31 protein-coding genes are annotated in these 26,794 nt (G+C 73.7%); 17 read left to right on the forward strand and 14 right to left on the reverse strand.

The features are described 5' to 3' along the window. Window positions 1-9 precede the first annotated feature (9 nt). From LCG91_RS06915 to LCG91_RS06930, 4 genes are all read right to left on the reverse strand, one after another. Window positions 10-615, reverse strand: a complete 606-nt coding sequence (locus LCG91_RS06915; RefSeq protein ID WP_058729447.1) for an HD domain-containing protein — start codon at window positions 613-615, stop codon at window positions 10-12. 151 nt (window positions 616-766) lie between these two features. Further along, on the reverse strand, window positions 767-1,189 hold the full coding sequence (locus LCG91_RS06920) for a hypothetical protein (RefSeq protein WP_224442920.1): 423 nt from the start codon (window positions 1,187-1,189) through the stop codon (window positions 767-769). A 101-nt stretch (window positions 1,190-1,290) separates the two neighbouring features. Further along, entirely contained in the window at window positions 1,291-1,869 is a 579-nt protein-coding gene (locus tag LCG91_RS06925) for an Asp23/Gls24 family envelope stress response protein (RefSeq protein ID WP_224442921.1), read from the reverse strand. After that, window positions 1,866-2,423, reverse strand: coding sequence for an RNA polymerase sigma factor (locus tag LCG91_RS06930; RefSeq protein ID WP_224442922.1), 558 nt, complete (start codon window positions 2,421-2,423; stop codon window positions 1,866-1,868). The genes LCG91_RS06925 and LCG91_RS06930 overlap by 4 nt, the downstream gene beginning before the upstream one ends. A 138-nt stretch (window positions 2,424-2,561) precedes the next feature. Between LCG91_RS06930 and LCG91_RS06935 the strand changes: the two genes are divergently transcribed. Continuing rightward, the gene (locus tag LCG91_RS06935; protein ID WP_058750299.1) at window positions 2,562-2,816 is read left to right on the forward strand and encodes a hypothetical protein; all 255 of its coding nucleotides are present in this window, start codon (window positions 2,562-2,564) and stop codon (window positions 2,814-2,816) included. A 19-nt stretch (window positions 2,817-2,835) separates the two neighbouring features. Here the strand turns inward: LCG91_RS06935 and LCG91_RS06940 are convergent, their stop codons facing one another. Then, a complete protein-coding gene (locus LCG91_RS06940; RefSeq protein ID WP_161968432.1) occupies window positions 2,836-2,991 on the reverse strand; it encodes a hypothetical protein in 156 nt (51 codons plus the stop codon). Between the two features lie 293 nt (window positions 2,992-3,284). Here LCG91_RS06940 and LCG91_RS06945 point away from each other — a divergent pair, with 293 nt between their 5' ends. Next, complete coding sequence (locus LCG91_RS06945) at window positions 3,285-3,701, forward strand: VOC family protein (protein ID WP_224442923.1); 417 nt, start codon at window positions 3,285-3,287, stop codon at window positions 3,699-3,701. A gap of 221 nt (window positions 3,702-3,922) precedes the next feature. Here LCG91_RS06945 and LCG91_RS06950 read toward each other — a convergent pair whose 3' ends face one another. The 3 genes from LCG91_RS06950 to LCG91_RS06960 form a co-directional block, all read right to left on the reverse strand. Further along, window positions 3,923-4,063, reverse strand: a complete 141-nt coding sequence (locus LCG91_RS06950) for a hypothetical protein (protein ID WP_161968431.1) — start codon at window positions 4,061-4,063, stop codon at window positions 3,923-3,925. Window positions 4,064-4,176: 113 nt separating this feature from the next. After that, window positions 4,177-5,085 carry an SDR family oxidoreductase gene (locus LCG91_RS06955; protein ID WP_224442924.1) on the reverse strand — a complete coding sequence of 303 codons (909 nt, stop codon included), beginning with the start codon at window positions 5,083-5,085 and terminating at the stop codon, window positions 4,177-4,179. Then, entirely contained in the window at window positions 5,082-6,305 is a 1,224-nt protein-coding gene (locus LCG91_RS06960; protein WP_224442925.1) for a zinc-dependent alcohol dehydrogenase, read from the reverse strand. The genes LCG91_RS06955 and LCG91_RS06960 overlap by 4 nt, the downstream gene beginning before the upstream one ends. Window positions 6,306-6,454: 149 nt before the next feature. On the opposite strand from LCG91_RS06960, the gene LCG91_RS06965 reads away from it, so the two are divergent. Together LCG91_RS06965 and LCG91_RS06970 are read left to right on the forward strand one after the other, a co-directional pair. After that, window positions 6,455-6,796, forward strand: coding sequence for a DUF3140 domain-containing protein (locus tag LCG91_RS06965; RefSeq protein WP_224442926.1), 342 nt, complete (start codon window positions 6,455-6,457; stop codon window positions 6,794-6,796). A gap of 31 nt (window positions 6,797-6,827) precedes the next feature. Beyond that, on the forward strand, window positions 6,828-7,037 hold the full coding sequence (locus tag LCG91_RS06970) for a hypothetical protein (RefSeq protein ID WP_224442927.1): 210 nt from the start codon (window positions 6,828-6,830) through the stop codon (window positions 7,035-7,037). A gap of 114 nt (window positions 7,038-7,151) precedes the next feature. Here the strand turns inward: LCG91_RS06970 and LCG91_RS06975 are convergent, their stop codons facing one another. The 3 genes from LCG91_RS06975 to LCG91_RS06985 all read right to left on the reverse strand — a co-directional run bounded on the left by LCG91_RS06975 (window position 7,152) and on the right by LCG91_RS06985 (window position 9,876). Then, window positions 7,152-8,030, reverse strand: a complete 879-nt coding sequence (locus tag LCG91_RS06975; protein WP_224442928.1) for a family 16 glycosylhydrolase — start codon at window positions 8,028-8,030, stop codon at window positions 7,152-7,154. A gap of 108 nt (window positions 8,031-8,138) precedes the next feature. Continuing rightward, window positions 8,139-9,449 carry a PP2C family protein-serine/threonine phosphatase gene (locus LCG91_RS06980; RefSeq protein WP_224442929.1) on the reverse strand — a complete coding sequence of 437 codons (1,311 nt, stop codon included), beginning with the start codon at window positions 9,447-9,449 and terminating at the stop codon, window positions 8,139-8,141. Window positions 9,450-9,612: 163 nt separating this feature from the next. Further along, window positions 9,613-9,876 carry a hypothetical protein gene (locus tag LCG91_RS06985; protein ID WP_058750294.1) on the reverse strand — a complete coding sequence of 88 codons (264 nt, stop codon included), beginning with the start codon at window positions 9,874-9,876 and terminating at the stop codon, window positions 9,613-9,615. A 95-nt stretch (window positions 9,877-9,971) separates the two neighbouring features. On the opposite strand from LCG91_RS06985, the gene LCG91_RS06990 reads away from it, so the two are divergent. From LCG91_RS06990 to LCG91_RS07010, 5 genes are all read left to right on the forward strand, one after another. Beyond that, window positions 9,972-10,934 (forward strand): SDR family NAD(P)-dependent oxidoreductase, encoded by a 963-nt coding sequence (locus tag LCG91_RS06990; RefSeq protein WP_058750293.1) that lies wholly within the window; start codon window positions 9,972-9,974, stop codon window positions 10,932-10,934. 87 nt (window positions 10,935-11,021) lie between these two features. Continuing rightward, window positions 11,022-12,506 carry a reverse transcriptase family protein gene (locus LCG91_RS06995; RefSeq protein ID WP_224442930.1) on the forward strand — a complete coding sequence of 495 codons (1,485 nt, stop codon included), beginning with the start codon at window positions 11,022-11,024 and terminating at the stop codon, window positions 12,504-12,506. Window positions 12,507-12,599: 93 nt separating this feature from the next. Beyond that, a complete protein-coding gene (locus LCG91_RS07000) occupies window positions 12,600-13,568 on the forward strand; it encodes a helix-turn-helix transcriptional regulator (protein WP_224442931.1) in 969 nt (322 codons plus the stop codon). A 57-nt stretch (window positions 13,569-13,625) separates the two neighbouring features. Continuing rightward, a complete protein-coding gene (locus LCG91_RS07005) occupies window positions 13,626-13,877 on the forward strand; it encodes a DUF4287 domain-containing protein (RefSeq protein WP_058750698.1) in 252 nt (83 codons plus the stop codon). 80 nt (window positions 13,878-13,957) lie between these two features. Then, the gene (locus LCG91_RS07010; RefSeq protein ID WP_224442932.1) at window positions 13,958-14,962 is read left to right on the forward strand and encodes an endonuclease domain-containing protein; all 1,005 of its coding nucleotides are present in this window, start codon (window positions 13,958-13,960) and stop codon (window positions 14,960-14,962) included. On the opposite strand, the gene LCG91_RS07015 is transcribed toward LCG91_RS07010, so the two are convergent. Then, window positions 14,950-15,918, reverse strand: coding sequence for an AraC family transcriptional regulator (locus LCG91_RS07015; protein WP_224442933.1), 969 nt, complete (start codon window positions 15,916-15,918; stop codon window positions 14,950-14,952). The genes LCG91_RS07010 and LCG91_RS07015 overlap by 13 nt on opposite strands. Window positions 15,919-16,157: 239 nt before the next feature. On the opposite strand from LCG91_RS07015, the gene LCG91_RS07020 reads away from it, so the two are divergent. The 5 genes from LCG91_RS07020 (at window position 16,158) to LCG91_RS07040 (ending at window position 20,204) form a co-directional block, all read left to right on the forward strand. Next, window positions 16,158-16,382 (forward strand): hypothetical protein, encoded by a 225-nt coding sequence (locus tag LCG91_RS07020; protein ID WP_058729478.1) that lies wholly within the window; start codon window positions 16,158-16,160, stop codon window positions 16,380-16,382. Then, window positions 16,379-16,582, forward strand: coding sequence for a hypothetical protein (locus tag LCG91_RS07025; RefSeq protein ID WP_224442934.1), 204 nt, complete (start codon window positions 16,379-16,381; stop codon window positions 16,580-16,582). Before LCG91_RS07020 ends, LCG91_RS07025 begins: the two co-directional genes overlap by 4 nt. A gap of 28 nt (window positions 16,583-16,610) precedes the next feature. Further along, window positions 16,611-17,207 carry a TetR/AcrR family transcriptional regulator gene (locus tag LCG91_RS07030; RefSeq protein WP_224442935.1) on the forward strand — a complete coding sequence of 199 codons (597 nt, stop codon included), beginning with the start codon at window positions 16,611-16,613 and terminating at the stop codon, window positions 17,205-17,207. Between the two features lie 73 nt (window positions 17,208-17,280). Further along, complete coding sequence (locus LCG91_RS07035; protein ID WP_224442936.1) at window positions 17,281-18,618, forward strand: alpha/beta fold hydrolase; 1,338 nt, start codon at window positions 17,281-17,283, stop codon at window positions 18,616-18,618. Beyond that, window positions 18,615-20,204: a GMC family oxidoreductase gene (locus LCG91_RS07040; RefSeq protein WP_224442937.1), complete on the forward strand. Its 1,590-nt coding sequence runs from the start codon at window positions 18,615-18,617 to the stop codon at window positions 20,202-20,204. The genes LCG91_RS07035 and LCG91_RS07040 overlap by 4 nt, the downstream gene beginning before the upstream one ends. A gap of 52 nt (window positions 20,205-20,256) precedes the next feature. Here the strand turns inward: LCG91_RS07040 and LCG91_RS07045 are convergent, their stop codons facing one another. Both LCG91_RS07045 and LCG91_RS07050 read right to left on the reverse strand, forming a co-directional pair. Continuing rightward, a complete protein-coding gene (locus LCG91_RS07045; RefSeq protein WP_411955830.1) occupies window positions 20,257-20,838 on the reverse strand; it encodes a GIY-YIG nuclease family protein in 582 nt (193 codons plus the stop codon). Between the two features lie 81 nt (window positions 20,839-20,919). Next, a complete protein-coding gene (locus tag LCG91_RS07050) occupies window positions 20,920-21,759 on the reverse strand; it encodes a siderophore-interacting protein (protein WP_224442938.1) in 840 nt (279 codons plus the stop codon). 57 nt (window positions 21,760-21,816) lie between these two features. Between LCG91_RS07050 and LCG91_RS07055 the strand changes: the two genes are divergently transcribed. From LCG91_RS07055 to LCG91_RS07065, 3 genes are all read left to right on the forward strand, one after another. Continuing rightward, window positions 21,817-22,494 (forward strand): heme oxygenase (biliverdin-producing), encoded by a 678-nt coding sequence (locus tag LCG91_RS07055; protein WP_224442939.1) that lies wholly within the window; start codon window positions 21,817-21,819, stop codon window positions 22,492-22,494. Window positions 22,495-22,634: 140 nt separating this feature from the next. Further along, the gene (locus LCG91_RS07060) at window positions 22,635-25,286 is read left to right on the forward strand and encodes a phosphoenolpyruvate carboxylase (RefSeq protein ID WP_224442940.1); all 2,652 of its coding nucleotides are present in this window, start codon (window positions 22,635-22,637) and stop codon (window positions 25,284-25,286) included. A 264-nt stretch (window positions 25,287-25,550) separates the two neighbouring features. Next, window positions 25,551-26,768, forward strand: a complete 1,218-nt coding sequence (locus LCG91_RS07065) for a multidrug effflux MFS transporter (protein ID WP_224442941.1) — start codon at window positions 25,551-25,553, stop codon at window positions 26,766-26,768. Window positions 26,769-26,794 lie beyond the last annotated feature (26 nt).

Below are 26,794 nucleotides of genomic sequence, written 5' to 3' on the forward strand. Positions count from 1 at the left end.
GCGTCGTGGTCAGGAGAGCGTCTCGAGCGGGTTCCGCGCGAGCTTCTCGACGACACCGCCGTCGACCAGGCGACGCGCTGCGGTGTCGGGCTTCCGCGCGGCCTGGTCCACGACGCACGCGCCGAACTCGGCCGCGAGCGAGCCGCGAGGGTACCGCGCGAGCACCTCGCGGAGGAACGGCTCCGGGAGCAGGTCGGCTCCCGCGCCGGAGATGTCGAGCCCGGTGGCGCGTTCGAGCAGGTGCCCTTCGAGGTCGAGGTCCACGTCGACGCTCGGCCAGTTGTGGCGGACGACGACGTCGAGCACACGCTGCTGGCGCTCCACCGCCCACCCGGCTCCGGTCGTCAGTGCGACCGCGACGTGCCCGCCGGCGTGCTCGTAGGACACCGTGTGGGCGTCGAACTCGGTGACGGTGCCGATGTCGTGCAGCACGGCCGCGACCCAGAGCAGCTCGTGGTCGACGCCGGTCAGCGCATCGAGCGCCGCGAAGCCTGCCGCCCAGTACCAGGACCGGACCGCGTGCGCGGTGATCGCAGGCGACTGGTAGCGCTCGGCGAGCGAGACGGCCGCGCGGGCGGCAGCGGTGTCCGGAGCCGGGAAGTCCTCGATGTGCACACCGGATCATGACACGTGCACGCAGCCCGCACGCCTCCGACCCGGCCCCGTGGCGGACGGGAGGCTCGTCGCCGGCCCGCCACGGGCCTCCCGTCCGGTGCCCCGTCCGTCGACGACGAGGTCGGCCCCTCGGTCGGCCCGCGGCGACCGCTCACCGGTCCGGCTGGCTCGCGTCGGTCGGGCGAGGGTCCTCGGCGGCGGCGGCGGCGGCGGCGGCGGCGTGGTCGGGCGGGACCGGGTCCTCGACGAGGTGGACGGTCACGCTGACCAGGTCCGCCGTCGTGGTCGTGCCGCTGTCGAGCAGGTCGCGGACGCGCTCGCCGACCGCGCGGAGCGTGTCCGCTGCGGGTCGCCCACCGTCGACGCTGATGCCCGTGACGACGTGCACGCGGCCGCCGTGCCGGTCGACGTCGACCAGCACGTCCGGGTCGTGCAGGCGGAGCGGCACGGGGGCCACCGCGTCGACGACGGTCTCGGCGACGGCCGCGAGGGGACGCGGCGGGTAGACGCCGGTGACGCCGGGAACGCGGCGGACGCCGCCGGTCAGTGTGCGGGAGATCGCCTCGTCGTCCATGTCGTGCTCCTCGCTCCCGTGGTGGTCTCGGCTGCTGGTCTGATCGGTGGTCGGGCGGCTGGCGGTCCGTCGTCGGCGGCTGGTGGTCGGTCCGGTCGCGCTCAGGGCAGGTAGACGTCGTCGAAGCGGACGTCGACGGCCTCGACGCGCAGCTCGGTGTGCCGCTCGACGGCCTCGGCGACGGTCCGGCGGAGCCGCTCGGCGGTCTCGAGCGCCGATCCGCCGTAGACGAGACCCGCGGTCACGTCGATGCTGACCGCGGCCCCGGGCTGCTCCACGTCGCCGCGGAGCACGCACCGACCCATGACGACGCCGCCCATGGTGTCGCCGGCGCGACGGACGAGCCCGCGGACGGCCGCCTCGGTCACGGCCAGGCGGAGGCGGGGGTCGGGGTGGGCGACCGGGACGTCGCGGCCGGGGCGGACCTCGGCGCGGATCGCCTCGAGCAGCCGGTCGACCCAGGCGGTCTCCCGGTCGGGCTCGGCGTCGGCACGCTGTTCGAGGGCGCCGAGGGACAGCTCGCGCAGGCGCTGCATGTTCGTCATCGCGAGACGGCACGCGGCCGAGCCCTCGATGGACGGGTCGACGGGCGTCCGGCCACGGTCGAGGTAGTCCGCGAGCTCCTCGATGGTGTGGCCGTCGAGGTCGTCCTCGGGCAGGGGGAGGTCGTCGGTCGTCATCGCCATCCCTCCATCTCCGCGGAGAGGAACCGTCGTGCCCGGGCGAGCAGACCCCGCACGGTCGACGTCGGGAGCTCGAGTTCCTCGGCGATCTGCTGGTAGCTGTAGCCGGCGGTCTCGCGGAGGAGCCAACACCGCCGCTGGTCGACCGGCATCCGGTCCAGCGCCGCCCACATCGCGTCGAGCTGCAACCGCGTCTCGACGGTACGCTCCGGCGCCTGCGACGGATCGGCTGCCCCGTCGTGGTCGTCCAGGTCGTCGTGGTGTCGTCGTCGCCGGAGCCGGTCGAGGGCCCGACGCGTGACGATCTGCATCATCCAGGGCCGGAAGCGCTCGGCGTCCTCGAGGTCGGCGAGTTTCCGCCAGCCGGTCAGGAACGCCTCCTGCACGACGTCGTCGGACTCGACGTTCGAGCCGAGGACCTGCTCCGCGTAGACCCGCATCAGCGGTCCGTGCCGCCGGGCGAGCACCTCGAACGCCGGGACGTCCCCGTCGGCCGCGCGGGCGACGAGCGTCGCGTCGGACGCGTGCTGCAGCGAGGTCCCGTCGCTCATCCCCGCCTTCCGTCCGACCCGGGCCGGTCGCTCGACCGGTCTCCTCCGAGCATGCACCGCCCGCACACGCCGCGCCCGGGCGCCGTCCGGTCGGTCACTTCGTGACACATCGGCTCCCGGTGTCGTCCCACTGGTGAGATGCACGACGACACCACAGCGACGCCCCTGCCCGAGACCGACCCCGTGACGGTGCAGGAGGTGCTCGACGACCCTGCGCCGCAGTCGCCGGTCGTCGGCCCGGACCGTCCCGCGCGTGACCTCTGCATGAGCGTCTTCGACCGGTGGCGGTGCGGCCTGGAGGACGGGCACGCGGGTCTGCACACCGCGGTCGAGGTGGGTGCCACCACGTCCTGGAACGACGCCGTCTCCGGACGGATGCTCCGGGACCTCTGAGCGGTGCTCGGCACGACGGTCACTCCGCGGTGAAGAAGTCGCGGTAGGCGGGGTCCGCCGGGACGTTCTCGAGCAACCGGGTGTGCACGAGCGAGGCGATCTCGTCCGGGTGGCGCAGCCCGCGCTGGTGCCACTCCCGGGGTTCGTCGTGCAGGTCGGAGAGTCTCGGTCGCACCCGTGACACCTCTCCGTCGTCCTCGTCCGCCGTCCACGCTCGGTCTGCGAGCGTGGGGCGCCGCCCGGTCGGACGACCCCGCCCACACTGCACGCACCGCGGTGTGCCCGGCGGGTCCGGTCGCCTTCCGGACGCGGACCGGCCGGTCGTCCGCTTTGCGCGCGGCCCGGCCTGCTGCGCGCGCGGTCCGGCCTGCTGAGCTTGCGCGACCGAGGCCTTCCGCCCGGCCCCGGCGGTCTGCAATCATCGTGCCGGAGCGGACGCCGGGGTCCGCGTGACCCGAAGGAGCGACCGTGTCCGTCCACCTCAACCCCTACATCGGCTTCCGCGACCAGGCCCGCGAGGCGCTCGGCTTCTGGCACGAGGTGCTCGGCGGCGAGCTGAAGACCATGACCTTCGCCGAGGGCGGCATGGTCCAGGACCCGGCGGACGCTGAGAAGATCATGCACGGCCAGATCGAGACCCCCGGGGGCCTGCTGCTCATGGCGTCGGACTCGCCGGCGAGCATGCCGACACCGACCGAGAGCAACGTGTCCGTGTCGCTCAGCGGCGACGACGAGGACCTGCTCACCGGCTACTGGGAGGGACTGACCGACGGGGCGACGGTCATCGAGCCGCTGACGAAGGCCCCCTGGGGCGACACCTTCGGCATGCTGACAGACCGCTTCGGGGTCACCTGGCTCGTGAACATCAGCGGCGCGGCGGCCTGACCGGGCTGACCGCCGGCGGTGCGGGACGCCGGCGTCAGCGCGGCACGCCCTCGTCCCCGCGAGACGCAGCCGGATGCGGCGGCGTCTCGCGGACGGGGCGGCGTGTCGGCCGGCTCACGGCGCCCGGCGCGAGCACGAACGGACGGGAGGCGCGGTGCCAGCTGGCACCGCGCCTCCCGTCCGTCGATCAGTCCTGACGCTCGATCAGCGCTGTCCGGTGATCAGCGCTGACCGTTGATCTGGCCGAGCCAGCGGCCGAACGACGGCTCCTGCTGGTCGTCGTGCAGGGCGCGCAGGGTGCTGGTGGGCAGGCAGCGACGCTCGGTGTCGACGCTGTTCCCCTTGTGGAGGTCGAGGGTCATGATGTGCTCCTTCGCGTGGTGTGTGGATGGTTCGACACCGTCGGTTGCACGGGCATTCCCGCTCGGGGGAGCGGACTGTCCGGTTCACGAGCCGGTGGGTGATGACAGCGGGGTCAGGGCGTGACCATGCCCCCGTTGACGTTGAGCGTCTCGCCGACGACGTAGCTCGACTCCTGCGAGGCGAGGAACACGTACGCGGGCGCCTGTTCCGCTGGCTGTGCGGCGCGACCCATCGGTGACTCGCTGCTGCCGAACTCGGGCAGCGACTCGGGGTCGACCCCGCCGCTCGGCTGCAGGACGCTCCAGGTCGGACCCGGCGCGACGACGTTGACGCGGATGCCGCGCTCGACGAGCAGCTGCGACAGCCCCTTCGAGAAGTTGTTGATCGCGCCCTTCGACGCCGCGTAGTCCAGGCGGTCCGGAGCCGGCTTGTACGCCTCCATCGACGCGGTCGTGGTGATCGTCGACCCCGGCTGCAGGTGCGGCAGGGCGGCCTTCACGAGACGGAACAGCCCGAAGACGTTGACGTCGAACGTCGCCTCGAACTGGTCGTCGGTGATGTCGAGCAGGTCCGGCTGCCACCGCTGCTTGCCGGCGACGCTGACGAGCGCGTCGATCCCGCCGAGCTCGGCGACGGCCCGCTCGACGAGCTGCCCCGCGTACGCCTTGTCGCGGAGGTCACCGGGGACCGCGACGGCCTTGCGACCGGCGGCCTCGACCTGCTCGATGACGTGGTCGGCGTCCGACTGCTCCTCGGGCAGGTACGCCAGGACGACGTCGGCGCCCTCGCGGGCGAAGGCGATCGCGACGGCGGCTCCGATGCCGGAGTCGGCGCCGGTGATCACCGCCTTGCGGCCCTCGAGTCGCCCGGTGCCGCGGTAGCTGGACTCGCCCAGGTCGGGGACGGGGGTCATCTGCGACTGCAGACCCGGCTCATCCTGGGTCTGGGGTTCGGGGGAGACGTCGGGGTACCGGCTGCGCGGGTCGCCGAAGGCGTACTGATCGGACGGCGCGGCGCTCATCGGGTCGCCTCCAGCTCCACCTTGACCCAGCCGGGCTCGCGCCGGTCGAAGGCCTCGTACGCGGCGATGGCGTCGCCGATCGGCTCGTGCTCGGTGATGAGTGCGGTCGGGTCGAACTGACCCGACGCGACCATGTCGATGAGCGGCGGCGTGACCGAGTGGTGGTCGCAGTTGCCCATGCGGATCGTCAGGTTCTTGTTCATCGCCTGGCCGATCGGGTAGCGCTCGGCGGTCGGGCCGTAGACGCCGATGATGCCGATGCGGCCGTACTTCGCCACCGACGCGACCGCCCACTGCGCGACCTGTGACGGACCGTCGCCGGGCTTCCACTGCTCGAGGTCGCCGAAGCCGTCCGGCGAGGCGTCGGGCGCGACCTGTTGCACCTCGGCGTCGAACGCTGCGGCGTCCTCGTCGGACACCGCGGCGGGGCCGCGCTTCGGGCGCTCGGCGTCGACACCGACGGCGTCGATCACGGCGTCCGCGCCGATGCCGTTCGTCAGGTCCTTGATCGCCTGCACCGGGTCCTCGCGGTTGTAGTCGACGACCTCGCAGTGCTGCGCGAGCGCGGCGGCCAGCCGGGTCTCGTCGCCGTCGACGACGATCACACGTGCCGCGCCGAGCTTGTAGGCGGAGGCGGCGGCGAACTGGCCGACGATGCCGGCACCGAACACCACGACGACGTCGCCGCGGGTGACGCCGGCGAGCTCGGCGCCGAACCAGCCGGTCGGGAAGATGTCGGAGAGCAGGATCGCCTGCTCGTCGCTGACGTTCTCGGGCAGCGGGTGCATGGTGTTGCGGGCGTACGGCACCCGGACGTACTCGGCCTGCAGGCCGTTCACCGGGCCGGTCGACTGCGGGCCGCCGAAGAAGCTCGTGCCGGCGTCGGGTCCGTTCGGGTTCGCGACGTCGCACTGGGCGGTCTTGCCCATCCGGCAGTACCGGCACGCGCCGCACGAGATCGTCGAGTTGATGACGACGCGGTCACCGGCGCTGAACCCGCGGACGGCGTCGCCGACCTCGGTGACGACGCCGACGGCCTCGTGCCCGAGGATCGTGCCCTCCTCCATCGGCGCCATGGTGCCGCGGACGAAGTGCAGGTCGGTGCCGCAGATCGCACTGCGGGTGATCCGGACGATCGCGTCCTCCGGGTGCTGGATGGTGGGCTCCGGGACCTCGTCGAGACGGATGTCCCCGATGCCGTGCCAGACCACTGCGCGCATGTCGCTCTCGCTTCCTGTCGTGGGGTGTTCGGGGGACACACAACCCGGGACGGCCTGGACGGACGCGGAGCGGCGTCCGATCAGCGCACGGGAACGGGGGACACGCAGCGCTGCGTGGACACCCAGGCCGGACGCGTTCGCTGGCGCCCATGAGTGACGACCAGCACGACGAGGAGCAGACGCGCGACGACTTCGCCGATGCGGTGAACATGACCGCGTCGGAGCTGAAGAAGTGGCTCGACACGGACGAGTCGAAGGAGGTCGGGCAGAAGTCCGACGGCGGCGGGGAGTCCACCGGGCACGAGAGCGGGCGCCACATCGTCCGCATCCTCGAGAAGAAGCAGGGCGACTACACCGACGACGACTACGCGCACATGCGCAAGGTGGTCGGCTACGTGGCGCGGCACTCCAAGCAGGAGCCGAAGGGCGACTCGCACGACTCGCGGTGGCGGTACTCGCTCATGAACTGGGGCCACGACCCGGAGAAGTAGTCCGGTCGTCGGCGTCGGGCAGAATGGGGTCGTGGACGACTCCGGCATGCCCCGCTTCCGCCGCATCTGGTCGACGATCCAGGTCGGCGTGCTCGCTGCGGCCGTGGTGTTCTGCGTCGTGATGCTCGTCATCGGGCAGGGGAAGCTCGACCGCGTGTACGCGGTCGCCGCGGTGTTCTTCGGCCTGGCACTGGTCGGCCACGCGACCTACCTCTGGCTGCTGGGCCGCGCCCGGCGCTGAGTGGCGGGCGGACGGGAGGCGCGTGACCGCAGTTCAGCAGGGGCCACGCCGGCCGGTTCCCGGCAGACGCGCCGGCGGCTGTCGGGCCGTGCCCGGTGGGGATCTCCCGTCCCGTCAGGACTGCTGCCAGACGCGCACCCAGTCGACCAGCATCTGCTGCGGGAACCGGGTGGTCGCGTCCGGCGACCCCGGCCACGTGCCACCGACCGCGACGTTGAGCAGCACGAAGAACGGCTTGTCGAACACCCAGGGCGACGAACCGACGTCCGCGCGGGTGACGGTCCGCTGCGCGACGCCGTCGACCGTCCACGTGACCGACCCGGGTCGCCAGTCCACGCCGAACACGTGGAACGCGTCCGCCCAGGCGGCGCCGTCCGGCAGCGTCGCTGCGGCGGAGAGCCCGTTCGCGCCCGAGTAGCCGGGCCCGTGCACCGTGCCGTGGACCGTGCCGGGCTCGTACCCGACGTTCTCCATCACGTCGATCTCGCCGCACGCCGGCCAGCCGACCTGCCCGATGTCCGCGCCGAGCATCCAGAACGCGGGCCAGATGCCCTGCCCCCTCGGGATGCGGATGCGGGCCTCGATCCGGCCGTACTGCGCCGTGAAGGTGCCCTCGGTCTTCAGCCGAGCGGACGTGTAGGTGCCGTCGGCCTCCCGTCGTGCCGTGACGACGAGGTTGCCGGCGCCGTCCAGCGCGCTGTTGCGGCGCGAGTCGGTGTAGGTCTGCAGCTCGGCGTTCCCCCATCCGCCGGCACCGGTGTCGAACCGCCAGATGCCGGGGTTCGGGGCGCTGCCGGCGGCGCCGTCGAACTCGTCGGCGGCGAGCAGCACGGCACCGGATGCCGTGGTGGAGGCTGCGTCCGCCCGGTCGTCAGCGGCCAGGGCAGCGGTGGCGGCTGCCGTCGCGGCAGCGGCACCGCCCAGTCCCAACGTCAGGAAGCGGCGTCGGTCCACGGCGCGCGCGGCGTCGTGCGGGGTGTGGTCGTGCGGCATGTGGGGTTCCTGTCGTCGCGCCCGTCGACGGACGGGACGCACGATCATCACCCGTGATCGGGCCGACGACCAGTCCGCACTTCGAGGGACAACCCCGCGGGGGCCGGTTCAGGGGCGGTAGCCGATGCACAGCACGGTGACGTCGTCGGGGTGGTCGCCCGCGTGGGCGAGCTCGGCGATGCCGTCCACGACCTGCTGCGGGTGGTCGCGCTCGGCGACCCACGCCTCGAAGCGGTCGAGCGAGTCGAGGTCACCGCCGAACAGGTCGAGCACGCCGTCGCTGACGGTGACGATCACGTCGCCGGGTTCGAGGAAGGTGTCCTCCGCGGTCCACGCGGTACCGACACCGATCGGCAGGTGGCCGGAGCGCAGGGAGCGGACCGTGCCGTCGGAGCTCCGGAGCACGGTCAGGCCGTGCCCGGCGTCGACCCAGCGTGCGTGCCCGTCGCGGTCGACCCGGACGTGGAAGCAGGTCGTGAACTGCCCGCTGGTCAGGTCGGAGGTGCCGGTGGCGAGCCCGGTCGCGGCGCGGCGGACGGCGACCGCGGGGTCGGACTCGTCGACGGTGCTGCGGATCAGGGAGCGCACGGCCGCGGCGATCATGCCTGCGCCGACACCCTTGCCCATCACGTCGCCGAGCGTGAAGGCGGCTCCGCCGGGGGTGGGGAACCAGTCGTAGAAGTCGCCGCCGACGGTGCGGGCGGGGATGCAGACGCCCACGGCGCGGAGCTCCTCGGGCAGGCCTGCGGCGGTGGTCGGCAGGAGGGACTGCTGCACGAGGGCGGCGCGGTCGATCTCGCCCTCGGCCACCCGGCGTCGACGCTGCACCGCGGCGAGCTGCAGACCGGCCTGGCGGGCGAGCTCGTTCGTGACGGCCGCAGTGGCACCGAAGACCACCACGACGGTGAACAGTCGCACGAGCTCGCTGCCCTGCGCGTCCGTCGGAGCGATCAGGTACGGCAGCAGGAGGGTGCCGGCGGTGCCGAGGACCGGCCACAGGACGTTCCAGCGACCGGGGTTCGCCGCCACCCAGATGAGTGGGAGCGCCACGATCGTGGTGAAGACGGATCGGCTGTCCCCGGTGCCGTACCGCAGCAGACCGACGGCGAAGAAGTCCATTGCCGGCACGACGAGTTCGATCCGCATCACGGCTGGCCACCGAGCAGCGGCTGCGGCGACGACCAGACCGACGACGGCGATGAGGACGCCCGTCCACATCCAGGGCGCAGCGGTCACGAGGAGCCACGGCGAGAAGGTGCTCGCGACCGCGGCACCGACGACCAGGGCGGCGATGAGCGTCTGCTTCGCGAGCGGCGCCCAGGTCGTGCGGAGGCCGGCGAGGACGATCGGACCGGTGTCGTCGCGCACGCTGGTCGTCCACGTCCTCGTCGACGAGGGGCGGTCCGCGGTGCTCGTCACACCGTCGAGTCAACCCGCGCGTGGACGTCCGGGCAACCCCACTCCGAGGGCCGGGCGTGTTGAGCCGCGCTCACGGGATGAACGAGCGCCGCGCTCACGGGATGAACGGCCGAAGCGCTCACGGGATGAACGGCCGCCGCGCTGGCGGGACGATCGGCCCGTCTCAGAGCCCGAGTCGGAACGCCAGCGGGACGAGCAGCCCGGCGACCCAGACGAGCACCATGACGAGGGCTCCGGCCGCGAGCCACCGCCGCCGCCGCCGGAGCTTCGGACTGCGGTCCTCGCCCCACATCTGCGCACGCACCAGGGTGCGGTTCGCCTGCTCGACCACCTTGCGGACCTCGGGGTCGTCCAGTGGCAGCGACCCGGACCGGGCGTGCTCGGCGATCGCCGTCGCTTCCTCGACGGTCAGCTCGTCCTTCGGCATGCGCCCATCGTCGCACCCCGTGGTCGCGGGTCGGAAGAGCCGATCGTCTCCCGGCCTGGACACCACCGCAGCACGCCCCGGGTACCAACGAGGACATGACCAAACGGTTCCGCGGGAAGATCGTCGTCGTCACCGGAGCATCGAGCGGCATCGGGAGGGCCGCAGCCCACGAGTTCGCCCGACAGGGCGCCACGCTCGTGCTCGCCGCCCGGGGGGAGCAGTCCCTCGAGGCCGCCGCCGCAGAGTGCCGTGCCCTCGGCGTCGAGGCGATCGCGATCCCCACCGACGTCGCCGACGAGCACGCGGTGCAGACCCTGATCGCCACCACGACCGCCCGCTTCGGCCGGATCGACGTGTTCGTCGGCAACGCCGCGCTGTTCGTCTACGCGCTGTTCGAGCAGACCCCGACGAAGGCCTTCAAGCGCGTCGTCGACACGAACCTGTACGGGCACCTGCACGCGATCACCGCCCTGCTGCCGCACTGGAAGCAGCGGGGGAAGGGCACCTACGTCCTTGTCGGGTCCATCCAGTCGCTGCTGTCCGCGCCCTACCAGTCGGCCTACGTCACCAGCAAGCACGCGGCCCTCGGCCTGGTCGACGTCCTCGGTGACGAGTACGCCGGCACCGGCATCCGCTTCACCGCCCTGCTGCCGTCGACGATCGACACCCCGATCTACCAGAACGGCGCCAACTACACCGGCAAGACCTCGCACCCGCTGCCGCCCACGGTGTCGGTCCAGCGGGCAGGCAAGGCCGTCGTCCAGGCCGCGCTGCACCCGAAGCGCTACCGGTTCGTCGGGCGGATCCAGGCGTCGCTCGTCCCGCTGCAGTACGTCTTCCCGGGCCTGTTCCACAGGATCACCAAGCCCATGGTGGAGACGTTCGCCCTGCGCGGCAGGGGCGTGCCGAGCGACGGGAACCTCTACGCGCCCGCCGACGCCCACAACGCCACCGACGGCGGCTGGGTCGCGAAGCGCCGCCGTGTGACGCGTCCGCTCGTCTGGGCGGGTGTCGCCGCCGTGGTCGGGACGGTCCTGCTCGGCCGGCCGCGCCGCTGACCGGACCAGCCCACCGACGGACGGGAGGCGCGCGGCGGTCGGGCAACGGGCCTCCCGTCCGTCGGCTGCTCGCCGTACGCTGACCGGGTGGAGTTCCCGGGGGAGGCGGCCGACGCGCGCGACGCGTCGACCTCTCCGGGGTCACCCCGGGGCACGCAGGACCAGCAGGACGACACGCCCCGAGCGGGAGAGCGCGCTCCGCGCGCCACGCCGCACGGAGGCACCGACGGGTCCCCCGGGAACCCCGCGCCCCTCACCGTCGTGGCGGCGGCGCTCGCCGACGCCTTCCTCGCCGCCGACGCCTGGACCGCCGACGACCTGACCGCCGCCGGCTACGCCGTCGTCGGGGTGGAACGCGCCTACGTGGGCCGAGCCGTGGGAGCGGCCCTCGACGCGTACCCCCGATCACCCGTCGACGCGCCGCGCCAGCTGGCCGGGGTGCTCGCCGCCGAGCCCCGGCTCGCCGCCCTGCACCGCTCCCGCGGAGCGCGGCGTCCGGTCCGCGTGCTGACCCGACGCGCGACCGCCGTCCGGGCACGACCCGTCACCGACAGCCCGCTGCTCGTCGACACGATCCCGGAGCTCGCCCGGGCACTGGACGTCACCGTCGGCCGGCTGCTGTGGCTCGCCGACACCCGGGCGTGGAACCGGCACGCTCCTGCCGGCAGTCCACTCCACCACGTCCGGCACGAGTGGGTGGTCCGCCCCGGGCGGGTCCCACGGCTCCTCGAGAAGCCGATGGACCTGCTCAGCAGGACGCAGCGCGTCCTGCTCGACGGACTGCTGGTCCGGCTGCCGGTGCACGACGCCGCCCACGGCTTCGTCGCGGGCCGCAGCGTCGTCACCGGCGCTGCGGCGCACACCGGTCGGCAGGTCGTGCTCACCGCCGACCTCACCACGTTCTTCGCCAGCGTCAGCGCCCCGACGGTGTACGGCGTGTTCCGGTCCGCCGGGTTCGCCGAACCGCTCGCACACGTGCTCACCGGCCTCTGCACCCACCGGGTCCCGCCGCACGTCCTCACCGCGATGCCCGCCGGTGGGACGCCCGAGGAACGGGCCGCCCTGCGCGAGGCGCTCGCCGTCGCCCACCTGCCGCAGGGCGCCCCCACCTCGCCGGCGCTCGCCAACACGGCGCTCCGGCACCTCGACGCGCGGCTCGCCGGGTGGGCGGCGGCGGCCGGGGGCCGCTACACGCGGTACGCCGACGACCTGACCTTCAGCGGCGACGATCGACTGGCGGCGCGGCCCGACGCGTTCCTGCGCGGGGTCGAGCGGATCGTCGCAGACCAGGGCCACCGGCTCAACCCGCACAAGACCCGCGTCCGCCGGCGGGGCACGAGGCAGTCGGTGACGGGTGTCGTGGTCAACGACCTCCCATCGCCCGGGCGGCGCGAGGTCGACCGCCTGCACGCGGTCCTGCACAACTGCGTCGTGCACGGCCCGGCGTCCCAGGACCGCACCGGTCACCCGGACTTCCGAGCGCACCTGCTCGGCCGGATCGGCTGGGTCGAGCAGGTGCACCCCGGTCGTGCTCGCCGGCTGCACGAGGAGTTCGCGCGCATCCGCTGGTGACGCGTCCGTCCCCGACGCGTGACGGTGCCGACGGCCTGCGACCCGCCTGTCCGGAATGCGAACACGGACCGGCGGTGCTGAGACGATGCGATCGTGACTGTGCAGGCACCGGGGCCCGAGCGCCCTTCGTTCCGCCGGTTCCGGGTGGAGGCCGTCAGCGAGGAGCGCGGAGTCGAACTCGACACGATCTACGGGACCGCCGGCGGGATCGACAGCGCCCTCGAGGCCTTCCGCTACCTGGGCGCGGGCGACACCGAGGTCTCGGTCCGGCGCGCCGAGGTCGAGGGCACCCGTGCCGGCACCATGCAGCCCCGCGACGAGCACATCGTCTTCTGGGTCGGGGACGGCGGCGCGACCATCGAGGACCTCGAGAGCGGTGACGCGCTCGTCGTGCAGCCTGGCGTGCCGGTCCTGCTCTCCGCCTCGCGCCGCTACGCCTTCACGGCGGACGTCCGCACCATCACGATGGTCCACCTGTCCGATCGTGTGCTCCGGCGCGCACTCGTCCGCCGGGGCCACGTCCCGACCGGGCCGGTCGTCCTCGCACTCAGATCGGCGGACGAGTCCGCCCGGCGGACCCTGCGCGACGTGATCCGAGCCCACGGCGGACCCGTCATGGACGCGGCGCTCGCCGACGCTGCCCGCCAGGCCGTCAACGCCGAGATCGCCGACGCCGTCGTGGCCGCCTTCCCGGTCGTCCCGAGCGCTGCACCGACCGCTCGTGGCTCAGCGGCGCGCGCGGCGGAGTGGATCCGCACGCACGCCGACCAGCCCGTGACGCTCCGGGACATCGCGGACGCCGTCGGGATCAGCGAGCGCGGACTGCAGAACGCGATGCACCGGCGGTTCGGGGAGTCGCCGATGGCGCGGCTGCGCGCCGAGCGGCTCGACGGCGCTCGACGCGACCTCGAGGGCTCCGGCGGGGAGCTCCTGGTGGCGGACGTCGCGCGGCGGTGGCAGTGGGCGCACCTCGGCCGGTTCGCGGCCGCGTACGCCGAGCGCTTCGGCGAGCACCCGAGCGACACCGTCCACCGGAGTCGGCGGGACGACGCGCTGCGCTGACACCCGGACCCGGTTCGACGGTGGCGTTCGGACGCCACCCCGGCTAGCCTCACCGCCGTGACGACACAGCGTGTGACCGCTCCGGAGCCGACGGTCGACGGCTCGAAGCCGAAGGGCCCGGCCTCGTACTTCCCGAGCATCGAGAAGACGTACGGGCGTCCCGTGCAGGACTGGCTCGACCTCGTCGTGGAGCAGCTCGACGGCCACCGGCACATGGAGGTCGTGGCCTGGCTCAAGGACGAGCACGGGTTCGGGCACGGGCACGCGAACGCCCTGGTCGGGTACGTCCGGAGCGCGCTCGACTCCTGACGTGCGGTACCGGTCCTGACACGCGGCGGCGGGTCCGTCGCACGGAAGCGGGTGTCGGCGGTGCTCCCTACGGTGGCACCGTGGTCGAACCGGTGGACGCGTGGTGGCGGCGGCGACAGTGGTCGCGCGGGGTCGCCGTGCCGTACGCCGTCGGCGAGTTCCGGGCGGCGTGGGCGTCCTACCCGGTCCTCGTGCGGCAGTACCACCCGGAGTGGAACCACGGCGTGGTGCTCACGCAGGTCCCGCCCGCGGCAGAGGTCCTGCTGACCTGGGAGTGCGACGTCGGACACGTCTTCGTCGCGACCCCGGCCGAGCAGCGTTCCCGCCCCGGTCGGGAACGCCGCAGGTCGGTGTGGTGTCCCGAGTGCCGCCTGCAGGCGACCCCGCAGCGGTGGCCGGTGCTCCCCGCTGACTGGCCGGCCGCGGTCCCGCCGCCGCAGCGGGCCGAGCGGGTCCGCGGTCGGCAGACGATCCCCGCCGCCCCGGCTCGCGGCCCGGCGCCGAGCCCGGGAACGACCCAGCTGCCGAGCGGTGCGGTCGCGTCGTCCCGGTCGGGCCGACGGTCTCCGGGTCGTCCGGGTCGGACCGGTGGCGGGCGCTCGGCACGACCGGTCCCGCGGTCGGTCTGCACGAAGACGCCGCGGCTGCCGTCCGGTGAGTCCTTCACGAGCGTGTGCGCCCCTGCTCCGGCCTCGGCGGTCGAGGCCGACCTCCGACAGGCGCTGCGGGACCGCTTCGCCTTCACGTTCGACCACACCGCCATCCGGCTCGACCGACCGTTCTTCGACCACGTCGAGGCCTGGCCGGACGTCGTGCTCCCCGAGCTCCGCGTCGCGATCGAGTACGACAGCACCGGTCGGCACGGGCTCGAGCACGTCGGGCCGCGGCAGGAGACGGACCGTCGGAAGGACCGGGCCGTCCGCGCGGTGGGGTGGGAGGTCGTGCGGATCCGCACCGGTCGCCTGCCCGCGCTCGGACCGTACGACCTCGAGGTGTCCGGCATCTCCGGCCGGACGGTGGAGCGGCTCGTCGACACCCTGCGGGACCTCCGGGGGCCGCTGTTCGTCGACGCCTACGCGCGCTGACGGCCGGACCGGCGCAGGGTCTCCCGCGGGTACTCCCCGTGGCGCTGCTGGTACGTCGCGGAGAACCGACCCGCGTGCGCGAAGCCCCACGCACGCGCGACGTCGGCGATGTTGGTCGTCGCGGGGTCGCCGGCGAGCAGCGCGTCGCGGACCCGGTCGAGCCGGACCTGCCGGATGTAGGCGTTCGGCGACTGCTCGAAGGTCCGCTGGAAGGCCGTCTGCAGGGCACGGAGACTCAGCGAGGCGACACGCGCCAGGTCGGTGCTGGTGATCGGGAGGTGCGCGTGCTCGTGCACGTACTCGACGGCCCGCCGGACGTGCGCGTTGCGGGGGAGCAGGAGCTCGTCGGGGAGCGACGAGCTCACGACCGGGTAGAGCTCCAGCAGCGCGAGCGCCCCGAGTCGACCCATCTCGGCCTGCAGCAGCGGCGAGGCGCGGCGGTCGAGGACCGTGTGCGAGATCAGCTGCACGCTGCTGCGCCACACCCTGAGCGCGCGGTCGTCGAGGCGGACGGTGTGGTCGAGCACGAGCTGCCCGGGGGCCGTGCCGCGTTCGCCGGCGACCTCCTCGAGCGCAGCGCGGTTCACCTGGACGATGCGCTGCTCGTAGTCGTCGTACGAGAAGGCCGCACCCTGCTGCGGCCACAGCTGGGGGCGACCGGGCTCCATGACGATCTGGTCGTCACCGGTGCCGATCGTCGCCGAACCGCGGTTCGTCCACTGGACGACGAAGTCCTCGGACGGGGTCATCACGCCCTCGAGGTGGCCGTCGAACCGGATCGCGCGGAGCGACATCGCGGCGTCGCCCACGGCGGAGTACCGGAAGGCGAACGGCTGCCGGGTCGCGTCGGCGCTCCACTCGTTCCCCGCGTAGGCGGTGGCGAGGAAGTCGCGGGCGTCGTCGAGGTCGGTGCTCTGCGTCTCGACGTCGATGCGGAGTGGCGGTGTCGGGTTCATGGGTCCCGTGCATTCTGTCCGTGTGACGCGGCGTTGTCCGGACAGGCATGTCCCCGGTCCGGGGGGTGGACGGCCCGTTCCGCGCGCAGCCGATGTCCACCGATCGTCGCCCGGACCGCCGTGGACGTCCGCGAATCGTCGTCGTCCTCCGATCGGCGACCGGGGCGCCCCGCCCGCTCCTAACGTCCTCGGTGGAGGGGGCCGGAACAGCCGGCCCCGCAGACCCGAGGACGATGACCGTGACCATCACCGCCGCCGGAGTGCACACCGGACCGAGGACCGCCCGCGACGCCGTCTCGTCGGCCGCGCGACGACGAGCAGCCGGAGCGGGCGCCGACCCGGTGTTCTCCGAGGTCCGTGAGGCCCGACGACTGCACGGCCTGCAGGTCGCTGCGGTGACGACCGGTCTCGTGTCGGTCACCGTCGCCGCCTCCGCCGCGATCGTGCTCGGACTCTCCGCATGAGCATCCCGCGCAACGAACTCGGCATCCGCGGCTCCCGACTGTCCCGCGGGACCCGCGCGCTGCCCGGTGCGGACCGCTCCGTCGCCGACTCCGTCCTGCCGGTACGCCGGTCGGCCGCAGCGGACGCGCCGACCCAGCCGATCGACATGCGCGCCCTGCTCGCCGAGGCGCTCGAAGCGCCGAGCGTCTCCGCTCGCTAGGCTCGCGGAACCGATCACCGGAAGGCCCATGACCCTCCTCTCCCTGACGCCCACCACCCGCGAGACCGCGGCGCAGCGCAGGGCGTCGACCGCAGCGGACACGCTCTTCACCCGGCACGGCGTCACGCCCGTGACGATGGACGACATCGCGGCCGAGGCCGGGCTCGCCCCGGGCGAGCTCGCCGCGGCCTACCCGTCGAAGCGTGCACTCGTGGTCGCCGTGCTGCAGCGCTGGCACGGTGCCTGGCGTCGAGCGCTCGACGGGATCGCCCGCGCGTCCGAGGACCCCCGGGACGAGGTGCTCGGCGTCTTCGGCTACCTCGAGCAGTGCTTCGCGGACGAGGGGTGGCGCGGCTGCGCGTTCATCAACGGCCACGCCGAGCTCGGACGGATCGACCCGGCGATCGCCGAGCTCGCGCAGGCGCACTTCGCCGACGTCGAGGCGCACCTGACGCAGCTGTGTGCGCGCGCCGGCGTGCCGTCGCACGTGGCGCAGGCGCTCTCGTTGCTCGTCGAGGGAGCCCGGGTCGGGTCGGCCGTGCAGCGGTCCGCACAGCCGGCCCGTGCCGCCCGCCTCGGCGCGGCGATGCTGCTGTCCGTCTACGACGCGCACCCCACCTCCTGACGTCGTCCGTCGGGGTACGGGCACGGGGTACAGGAGCCTGGGTCCCGCGCGATCCGGACGGTAGGAACGAAGGATGACAGCGACCGCCTTCTGCCTGCACGCGCTGGGTTCGAGCGCGGAGGAGTTCGCCCTCCTCCGCTCCGAACTCGCCGGCACCCTCGACCTCGTCGGGATCGACCTGCCCGGGTTCGGCCGGAGCCCGGCGTCCGGCGGTACGACCGTCGAGGAGATGGCCGTGCTCGTCGAGCGGGCGATCGGCGCGAGCGGTGCCACCGAGTGGGCGATCGTGGGCCACTCGATGGGCGGCAAGGTCGCGACCGTCGTCGCCGACCGGACCGTGTCGGGTGCGAACGGCCTGTTCGGGCTGCGCGCCGTCGTGCTCCTGGCCGCCTCGCCCCTCGCGCCCGAGCCGATGGACGAGGGTCGACGTGCGTCCATGCTCGCCTGGGCCGCGGACGGACCGATCGAGCCGCACCACGCGGCGGAGTTCGTCGACGCGAACACCGCAGGCGTCCTGCCGCCCGACCGCCACGAGCAGGCCGTGCAGGACGTGCAGCGAGCGGATCCGCGGGCCTGGCGGGACTGGCTGCTCCGCGGCAGCCGCGAGGACTGGTCGACCACCGCGGACCCGAACCCCGTGCCGACGCTCGTGCTCGCCGGCGCCGAGGACGGCGACCTGGCCGCGGACGCGCAGCGGCGCCTGACGATGCCGCACTGGCCGGCAGCCGAGCTGCACGAGGTCGCCGACGCTGCACACCTGCTGCCGTGGGAGCGTCCGGTGGAGGTCGCCGCACTCGTCCGTGACTTCTGGACGCGCCGGATCGCACACGGCCCGGTGGTGCCCGCCGACCAGGCGCGGGTCATCGCCTCGCCGCGCGTGAGCGCCAGGACCCGTGGGGTGCTGGCGGTCCGCGCACTGTCGGACGACCCCGACGCGACGCCGGACGCCCTGACGCGGCAGCAGCTCGACGTGCTCCGGGCGGTGGCGCGGATCGTCGTGCCACAGCCAGGGGAGGGCGAGGTGGACGTCGCCCTCCGCGTCGACCGCCAGCTCGCCGCCGGGCAGGGCGACGGCTGGCGACCGGACGGGATGCCGACCGACGTCGACGCCTACCGCGGTGCGCTCGACGTGCTCGGGGCGGTGTCCGCCGACGACCTGGCCGCAGCGCTCGAGGACGTCGCCGCCGGCCGGTACCGGTCGGACGGTCCGCTCGACGCCGAGCAGCTCCGCGTCTGGTTCGAGGACGCGAGCGTGGACCTGGTGAAGCAGTGGCTCGCTCACCCCGCGACCATGTCCGAGATCGACTACGACGGCTTCGCCAACGGCGGCGACGGCGTCCGGAAGCAGGGCTTCCAGCTGCTCGGAGCCGGGCAGCGGGAAGCGTGGGAACCCGAGGGAGCAGGACGATGAGACTCGACGCACAGCGCCACCACCAGGACGACGAGGTCGTCGACGTCGTCGTCGTCGGCACGGGCGCGGGCGGCGCACCGCTGACCGCCCGGCTCGCCCGCGAGGGCCTGACCGTGGTCGCCTTCGAGGCCGGCCGCAACAGCGAGCCCGGCGACCACACCCCCGACGAGGTCGAGGCACCCACGGACATCAACTGGATGGACGAGCGGATCAGCGGGGGAGCCGCCCCGACGGCCTTCGGTCCGAACAACAGCGGCACGGGCGTCGGCGGGTCGACCCTGCACTGGGGCGCGTTCACCCCGCGCCCGAGCACGCACGACCTGCGCCTGCGCACCGAGAGCGGGCAGGGTGAGGACTGGCCGATCGACCACGCCGAGCTGACCGAGTACATCGAGCGCGTCGAGCACGAGGTCGGCGTCGCGGGCCCGGAGCACTACCCGTGGGACCCGGACCGCCGCTACCGGATGGGACCGCCGGCGCGGAACGCCTCGTCGGACATGATGATGCGCGGTACCGCGGCGCTCGGGATCACGGCCACGGACGCTCCGGTCGCGCTGACGACGGAGGACCGGGTGCAGGAGCACCACGGGCTGCGCCAGGCCTGCGTGTCCTGCGGTTCGTGCCACCAGGGCTGCCGCAACGGGTCGAAGGTGTCGATGGACACCACGTACCTGCCCGCGGCCGTGGCGTTCGGGGCCGAGATCCGTCCGGAGTCGTTCGTGCACGGCATCGAGCTCGACGCCGACGGCCGGGTGTGCGCCGTGCTCTACACGCGCGACGGTCGGGAGCGGCGCCAACGGTGCCGGTCCCTCGTGCTGGCCGCCGGCGGGGTGGAGACGCCGCGCCTGCTCCTGCACACCGGCCTGGCGAACAGCAGCGGCCAGGTCGGTCGCAACTTCACCGCGCACGGGGCCACCCAGGTGTGGGCGACCTTCGACGAGTCGATGCGCTCGTACCGCGGCTACCCGTCGTCGATCATCACCGAGGACTTCGTCCGGCCGACCGACGCGGACTTCGCGGGCGGCTACCTGATCCAGAGCCTCGGCGTCCAGCCCCTGACGTTCGCGACCACGCTCGTGCGCGGCGGGGGGCTCCGCGGAGCCGAGCTCGTGAAGGCGATGCGCGACTACCCGTGGATGGCCGGAGTCGGCATCAACGCCGAGTGCCTGCCGTACGACGACAACCGACTGGTGCTCTCCGACGACCTCGACGAGCACGGGGTGCCCCGCGCCCGCGTGACCTTCTCGCCGGGGTCGAACGAGGACGCCATCCGCGCCCACGCCGTCCGCACGATGACGGCGATCGTCGAGGCGGCCGGCGGCACCGACGTCCGGGTCCTCGAGCGGACCGCGCACACGATCGGCACCGCCAGGATGGGCTCCGACGCCGGATCGTCGGTCGTCGACCCCGCGGGCCGCTCGTGGGACGTGCCGAACCTGTGGGTGTGCGACAACTCGGTGTTCCCGAGCGCCGTCATCGCGAACCCAGCGCTCACGATCATGGCGCTGTCCCTGCGCACCGCCGACCGGTTCCTGCGGGACGACCCGGCAGCCGACCGGCAGCGCACGATCGCAGCAGCGGTCTGACGCGCACCCCTCGCCCGTGCTGCGTCAGCGTCTCGCTGGCGCGGCACGGCCCTCACCCGCGCAGCGCCACCGCCTCGCTCGTCCACCGGGCGTGCAGCGTCCACGGGTCGTCCACCCCGGCGGCGACCTGCGCGACGTGGTCGAGCAGCGCGGGCGTCGTCCGGAACCACTCCGTCCGGGGGAACCGGTCGGCGGCGAACGCCGTGTGCCGCCGCCGCTCGAGGTGCCGGTCGCCGCGCTCGAACGCCAGGAGCTCCTGGTGCGGCACCGCTGCGAGCCGCTGCCGCGGGTTCGCGGTCGTGCCGATCTTCACCCGGTCGCCGAAGTCGTCGCGCTGCCGCAGGTAGTAGACGACGTCGACCCGCGGCGGTGGCAGCTCCCCGTCCGGCACGTCGCCCCACGGCCACTCGCACGTCCCGCAGAGCACGGCGCTCGGCCAGCGCACACCGACCCGCGAGCCGCACACCGGGCAGGGGCCCGGCAGGGCGTCCTCGGTACCGAGGTGCTCGGCCGCCGCGTCGGCGACCAGCGTCACGTGCCCGCCGCAGAGCGGCAGGACGGCGGCGAAGCCGTCGGCGCAGGGCGCGTCGCAGCCGGGGACGCAGCACGAGGGGACGGCGGGAGGGGTGACCACGCGTCGGACGCTAGCGCGCGCCACCGACGTGTCACGGACCTCCAGGCCGGTGCGGGCGACGCGATCCGGGACGGGCGGGGTTCAGTCCGCGAAGATCACGCCGACGGGCTCGCGCTTCTCCTCCTGGAAGCGGTCCTCGGCGCGACCGTGCGCCCAGTAGGCAGACAGCGACATCTCCGTCTTCTCGAGGCCCCACCCGTCCTGCAGCAGCCGACGGATCGCCTTCACCGCGGTCCGCTCACCGTGCGCGAAGACCTGCACCGGCCGGGAGGCACGGGGCAGTCCGCGAGCGGCCTCGACCAGCAGCGTGCCCGGCTCGGCGCCGGTGGCGTCGCGGTGCAGCCACCGCAGGTCGACGTCGACCGGGTGCTCGAGCGGCTGCTCGTCGGCTACGCCGCCGACCTCGACGAGCGCGACGCCGCGGGCGTCGGCGGGCATCGCGGCGAGGGCCGCGCCGATCGCGGGGAGCGCGCTGTCGTCGCCGAGCAGCACGTGGGTGACGTCCGGGTCGTGCGACGGGGCGTACCCGCCGCCGGGACCGGACAGCGCGAGCAGGTCGCCGGGCTGCGCGGCTGCGGCCCACGGTCCGGCGAGGCCCTGGTCGCCGTGCACGACGAAGTCGATCGCGATGGTGCCGGCGGCGTGGTCGACGGAGCGTACCGTGTAGGTGCGGCGCGCGGGCCGCTCGTGCTTCGGCAGGGTCGCACGGAGCGCCTCGAGGTCGTACGGCGGGGTCAGCCTGCTCGACGGCGGCGCGAGCAGGAGCTTCACGTACTTGTCGGTGGCGCCGAGCCGGTCCGGGTCGGCGCCGTCGACGAAGTCCCGGAAGGCAGGACCACCCAGGTGCACGCGGACCATGTGGGGGGTCAGGCGTTCCGTCCGCTCGACGACGAAGACGTGCTGGCTGCGCTTGGGGTTCATCCTGGGATTCCTCTTCCGGTGCTCGACCTTGCCAGCTAGTGAGGTTAGCCTCACCTCATGAGTCCGACCGTGACGCCGTTCTCCGAGCTCCTGCGCCGGCGCTCCCGCAGCGCTGCGGCCCCGGCCGCCTGGACCGGCGGTGCGCACGACCTGCTGGCGGGGGAGTGCGACGTCGCGGACTACGCCGACCTGCTCGGGCAGTACGCCGTCGTGTACGACGCCCTCGAGCGGGCCGCCGAGCGGATGGCCGACCACCCGGTGGCCGCGCCGTTCGTCACGACGCAGCTCACCCGGATGCCCGCGATCCGCGCCGACCTCGAGTACCTGGTCGGTCCGGACTGGTCCGAGCTCTGCTGCCCGACCCCCGCGACCACCGCGTACGTCCGCCGTCTGTGCGCCGTGGCGGCGACCTCGCCCGGGGCGTTCGTCGCGCACCACTACACGCGCTACCTCGGCGACCTGACGGGCGGCCCCACCCTGGCGCGGCTGCTCGAGGACCGGTTCGGCTTCGACACCAACGGCGTGCTGTTCACGATCTTCGACCAGGTCGCCGACCCCGCGGCGTTCGAGGACACCTACCGGGCGCAGCTCGACGCCGCGCCGTGGTCGGACGCCGAGCGCGAGGCCGTGCTCGCCGAGGTCGACCTGGCTGCGGGCCTGGACCGAGCGCTCGTGGCGTCGGTGCGTCGCCCCGGGGCCGGGGACGACCAGGCCGCGGCGCTGCTCCCCGCCTGACCGCGCCCGCGGGACGGTCGCGGCCGGCCGATCGCCGGGAGCACTGCGGTCCGTCCGGACGGTCGTCGTCACGCGAGCGCGTGCGCCGGTACAGTGCTGGGGACCCGGGACGTGCTCCCGGCGCAACGTGAGAGGAACCCATGACGGCGATCGACGGATCGACGCGCCACGGGCGCGCACGGGACGACGTCAGCGGCGCGGTCGACAGCGACCTGCGCGCGGACGTCCGGTACCTCGGCAACCTGCTCGGGCGGGTGCTGCGGGAGACCGGGGGCGACGAGCTGCTGCACGACGTCGAGAGCCTGCGCGCTGCGGTCATCGACGCGTACGAGGGCTCCGACAGCGAGGGTGCCGCACGTGCCGAGGCGATCGTCGCCGGCATGTCCGCCGAGCGGGCCGAGGCCGTCGCCCAGGCGTTCACGACCTACTTCCACCTGACGAACCTGGCCGAGGAGCACCACCGCGTCCGCGTCCTCCGTGCCCGCGGTGACGACGGGGGACTGCCGGGTGACTCGTTCCCCGCCACCTACGCCTCGCTCGTCGAGCAGGTCGGCGCCGACGAGGCCGCCGCCCGCCTGGCCGACCTCCGGTTCCACCCGGTGCTCACCGCCCACCCGACCGAGGCCCGCCGCCGCGCGGTGACCACGGCCGTCCGACGCATCACGGACCTGATCGACGAGCGCGACCGCTCCCGGAACGCCACCGCGCGTGCCGAGAACGAGCGACGGCTGCTCGAGGAGATCACGACGCTGCTGCGCACCTCGCCGCTCCGCACGACCCGTCCGACCCCGCTCGACGAGGTCCGCACGGCGATGAGCGTGTTCGACCAGACCCTGTTCGAGATCGTGCCGCAGGTCTACCGCCTGCTCGACGACCGGCTGCTCGGGGACGACGCCGGTCGGGTGCCCGTGACCGCGCCGGCCTTCGTGCGCTTCGGCACCTGGATCGGCGGCGACCGCGACGGCAACCCGCACGTGACCGCCGCCGTCACCAAGCAGGCCGCCGACATCGCCGCCGAGCACATCCTGCTCGGCCTCGCCCGCGCCGCGACCCGCATCGGCTCGGCGCTCACGCTCGACGCCGCCGAGACCCCGGCGGACGCAGGGCTGCAGGCCCTCGTGGCCGCGCAGGAGCAGCTCGACCCGGGCATCGCCGAGCGCATCGGCGTCCGTGCCCCGAACGAGACCCACCGCCGCGCACTGCTCTTCGTCGCCGCCCGCATCCGTGCGACCCGTCGCGGTCAGGACGGCCTGGCGTACGGCGGTCCCGAGGAGCTCCTCGCCGACCTCCGGGTGATCCAGGCATCGCTCGTGGCCGCCGGTGCCGTCCGGACGGCGAACGGCGACCTGCAGAACCTCGTGTGGCAGGTCGAGACGTTCGGGTTCCACCTCGCCGAGCTCGAGGTGCGCCAGCACTCCCAGGTGCACCGGAACGCGCTGGCGGAGATCCGTGCCGGTGGTGAGCTGAGCGAGACCACCGGAGAGGTCCTCTCGGTGTTCCGCACCGTGGCCGACCTGCAGCAGCGCTACGGCGTCCGCGCCGCGCACCGCTACATCGTCTCCTTCACGCAGTCGGCCGCCGACCTGGCGAACGTGCACGAACTCGCCCGTGCCGCCTGTGGTGACCGCGCCCCCGTGCTCGACGTCATCCCGCTGTTCGAGACCTTCGCCGACCTGCACGCGAGCGTCGACATCCTCGACGAGGCCGTGCGCACCGAGCCCTTCCAGCGGCGGCTCGCGGCGACCGGGCGGCGGCTCGAGGTCATGCTCGGCTACTCCGACTCGTCGAAGGACGTCGGCCCGGTCTCGGCGAACCTGGCGCTCTACGACGCGCAGGCCCGGATCGCCGACTGGGCCCGCGACAACGACGTCGAGCTGACGCTGTTCCACGGCCGCGGCGGATCGCTCGGTCGTGGCGGAGGACCGGCGAACGAGGCCGTCCTCGCACAGCCACCGGGGTCGATCGACGGTCGGCTCAAGCTCACCGAGCAGGGCGAGGTCATCTTCGCCCAGTACGGCGACCAGGACATCGCGGCGCGGCACCTCGAGCAGATGGCCTCGGCCACGCTGTTCGCGTCGTCGCCCTCGAACGAGGAGCGCACGGCAGCCGCGGCGACCCGCTTCGCCGACCTCGCGCAGGAGCTCGACGACGTCTCGCGCCGGGCGTTCTACGACCTGGTGAAGGCCGACGGCTTCGCGCCGTGGTTCGCCCGCGTCACCCCGATGGAGGAGATCGGGCTCCTGCCGCTCGGGTCCCGCCCGGCCCGCCGCGGGCTGAGCGTCGAGTCGCTCGAGGACCTCCGCGCCATCCCGTGGGTGTTCTCGTGGACGCAGGCGCGGATCAACCTGGCCGGCTGGTACGGCCTGGGCTCAGCGCTCGAGGCCGTCGGTGACGTCGACGCCCTCCGTGCGGCCTACGCCGAGTGGCCGCTGTTCGGCGCGATGATCAAGAACGTCGAGATGTCGCTCGCGAAGACCGACGAGCAGATCGCCCGTCGCTACCTCGAGCTCGCCGACCGTGACGACCTCGCTGCGAAGGTGCTCGACGAGATGCTCCGCACGCGCGAGTGGGTGCTGCGGGTGTCCGGCGGCAGCGACGTGCTCGAGGACCGTCCGGTGCTCGCCCGGGCCGTGCGCCTGCGCAGCCCGTACGTGGACGCGCTGTCGCACCTGCAGCTCCGCGCCCTGCGCGCGATCCGCACTTCGGGCAGCACCGACCCGACGGACGGCGACCACCGTCTGCTCCTCCTCACCGTCAACGGGGTGGCGGCCGGCCTGCAGAACACGGGTTGAGCCCGGACCCGGCCGGTGGCGGACGGGAGGACGGTGCCGGCTGGCACCGCGCCTCCCGTCCGTGCGCTTGATGCTCGTCGGCCAACGCGACAGGACCGCTGTCGTCCGACGACGGACCTGTCGTCCCGTCCGCGCGCCGGAGCCGCACGTCGGCTGACGCGACAGGACCGCTGTCGTCCGACGACGCTCCTGTCGCAGGAGTCGCGAGTCCGGCGTCGCGTCGACCCTTGTCGAATCGATTCGCGCGGGCGTAGCGTGGCGTCGGTGACGACGGAGCGCGCGGGGACCGGACCGACGACCTCTACCAGTGGGGTCCTGCCGCCCATCGTCCCGCTGGCGCTCATCGTCGGGGTCTCGCCCTTCGCGACGGACATGTACATCCCCGCGCTGCCGACCATCGCGAACGAGCTCGGGACGACCCCGGGCCTCGTGCAGCTGTCGCTCACGGCGTTCCTCGTCGCGTTCGCCGTCGGGCAGCTCCTGGCCGGTCCGGTGAGCGACGGCATCGGGCGCCGGCCGCTGCTGCTCGTCGGGACCGCCGGCTTCGCGGTGGCCTCCGTCGGGTGCGCACTCGCGCCCGACGTCGGCACCCTCGTCGCCGCCCGTGTGCTGCAGGGGCTCGCCGGAGCGGCCGGAGCCGTCGCCGGACGCGCGATGGTCTCGGACACGACGACGGGTCCGCGCACCGCGAAGGTGTTCGGCACCCTCGCCGCGATCAACGCCATCGGCCCGGTCGTCGCACCGCTGGCGGGTGGTGCCGTGCTCACGGTCGGCTCGTGGCGCCTGATGTTCGTCGTCCTCGCGGTGCTCGGCGCGACCTTCACCGTCGCGGTGGTCCTGCGCTTCGGGGAGACGCTGCCGCCGGCTGCGCGGGGCGGCACCGGCTTCCGTGCGAACGGGCGACGCATCCGGGACCTGCTCGCGATCGGGCGGTTCCGGGCGTACGTGCTCACGGGCGTGCTGTCCACGATCGGGTTCTTCGCCTACATCGCGACGAGCTCGTTCGTGTTCCAGCAGCAGTACGGCTTCTCGGAGCAGCGCTACACGCTCGTGTTCGCCACGAACGCCTCGATGATGGTCGTCACGACGCTCGTGTTCCGGCGCATCGTCGGGCGGTTCTCCGAGGACACACTGCTGACCGCCGGCCTCGCCACGGGGACACTCGGCAGCGCGGTCGTGCTGGTCGCCGCCCTCGCGGGGCTCGGCCCCGTACCGGTGTGGTGCGCCCTCGCGGTGGTCACCGGCGCGTGGGGCTTCGTGCTCCCCGCGGCGATGACGCGGACGCAGCACGTCGGCGCGGCACACCCCGGCACCGCCGCCGCGCTGCAGGGTGGCCTGACGTTCGGACTCGGCGGGCTCGGCACCCCGCTCGCAGGTGCGCTCGGCGGGACCGCCACGGCGATGGGAGCGGTGATGGCGACACTCATGGCGGCAGCCGTCGTCGTCCAGGTCCTCGCGACGCGGCGAGGCCGTACCGCTTGACGGCTCGCACCCGGTAGGTTGCAGGG

Origin of the sequence: Curtobacterium sp. TXMA1, assembly GCF_020162095.1 — a bacterium.
GTDB lineage: Bacteria > Actinomycetota > Actinomycetes > Actinomycetales > Microbacteriaceae > Curtobacterium.

Bases quoted from the DNA above. Each gene is read 5' to 3' on its own strand.
- LCG91_RS06920 (WP_224442920.1), bottom strand. From the start codon at position 1,189: ATGGACGACGAGGCGATCTCCCGCACACTGACCGGCGGCGTCCGCCGC.
- LCG91_RS06925 (WP_224442921.1), bottom strand. From the start codon at position 1,869: ATGACGACCGACGACCTCCCCCTGCCCGAGGACGACCTCGACGGCCAC.
- LCG91_RS06930 (WP_224442922.1), bottom strand. From the start codon at position 2,423: ATGAGCGACGGGACCTCGCTGCAGCACGCGTCCGACGCGACGCTCGTC.
- LCG91_RS06935 (WP_058750299.1), top strand. From the start codon at position 2,562: ATGCACGACGACACCACAGCGACGCCCCTGCCCGAGACCGACCCCGTG.
- LCG91_RS06950 (WP_161968431.1), bottom strand. From the start codon at position 4,063: ATGACCCTCGACCTCCACAAGGGGAACAGCGTCGACACCGAGCGTCGC.
- LCG91_RS06955 (WP_224442924.1), bottom strand. From the start codon at position 5,085: ATGAGCGCCGCGCCGTCCGATCAGTACGCCTTCGGCGACCCGCGCAGC.
- LCG91_RS06960 (WP_224442925.1), bottom strand. From the start codon at position 6,305: ATGCGCGCAGTGGTCTGGCACGGCATCGGGGACATCCGTCTCGACGAG.
- LCG91_RS06965 (WP_224442926.1), top strand. From the start codon at position 6,455: ATGAGTGACGACCAGCACGACGAGGAGCAGACGCGCGACGACTTCGCC.
- LCG91_RS06975 (WP_224442928.1), bottom strand. From the start codon at position 8,030: ATGCCGCACGACCACACCCCGCACGACGCCGCGCGCGCCGTGGACCGA.
- LCG91_RS06985 (WP_058750294.1), bottom strand. From the start codon at position 9,876: ATGCCGAAGGACGAGCTGACCGTCGAGGAAGCGACGGCGATCGCCGAG.
- LCG91_RS06990 (WP_058750293.1), top strand. From the start codon at position 9,972: ATGACCAAACGGTTCCGCGGGAAGATCGTCGTCGTCACCGGAGCATCG.
- LCG91_RS07015 (WP_224442933.1), bottom strand. From the start codon at position 15,918: ATGAACCCGACACCGCCACTCCGCATCGACGTCGAGACGCAGAGCACC.
- LCG91_RS07025 (WP_224442934.1), top strand. From the start codon at position 16,379: ATGAGCATCCCGCGCAACGAACTCGGCATCCGCGGCTCCCGACTGTCC.
- LCG91_RS07030 (WP_224442935.1), top strand. From the start codon at position 16,611: ATGACCCTCCTCTCCCTGACGCCCACCACCCGCGAGACCGCGGCGCAG.
- LCG91_RS07035 (WP_224442936.1), top strand. From the start codon at position 17,281: ATGACAGCGACCGCCTTCTGCCTGCACGCGCTGGGTTCGAGCGCGGAG.
- LCG91_RS07040 (WP_224442937.1), top strand. From the start codon at position 18,615: ATGAGACTCGACGCACAGCGCCACCACCAGGACGACGAGGTCGTCGAC.
- LCG91_RS07050 (WP_224442938.1), bottom strand. From the start codon at position 21,759: ATGAACCCCAAGCGCAGCCAGCACGTCTTCGTCGTCGAGCGGACGGAA.
- LCG91_RS07055 (WP_224442939.1), top strand. From the start codon at position 21,817: ATGAGTCCGACCGTGACGCCGTTCTCCGAGCTCCTGCGCCGGCGCTCC.
- LCG91_RS07060 (WP_224442940.1), top strand. From the start codon at position 22,635: ATGACGGCGATCGACGGATCGACGCGCCACGGGCGCGCACGGGACGAC.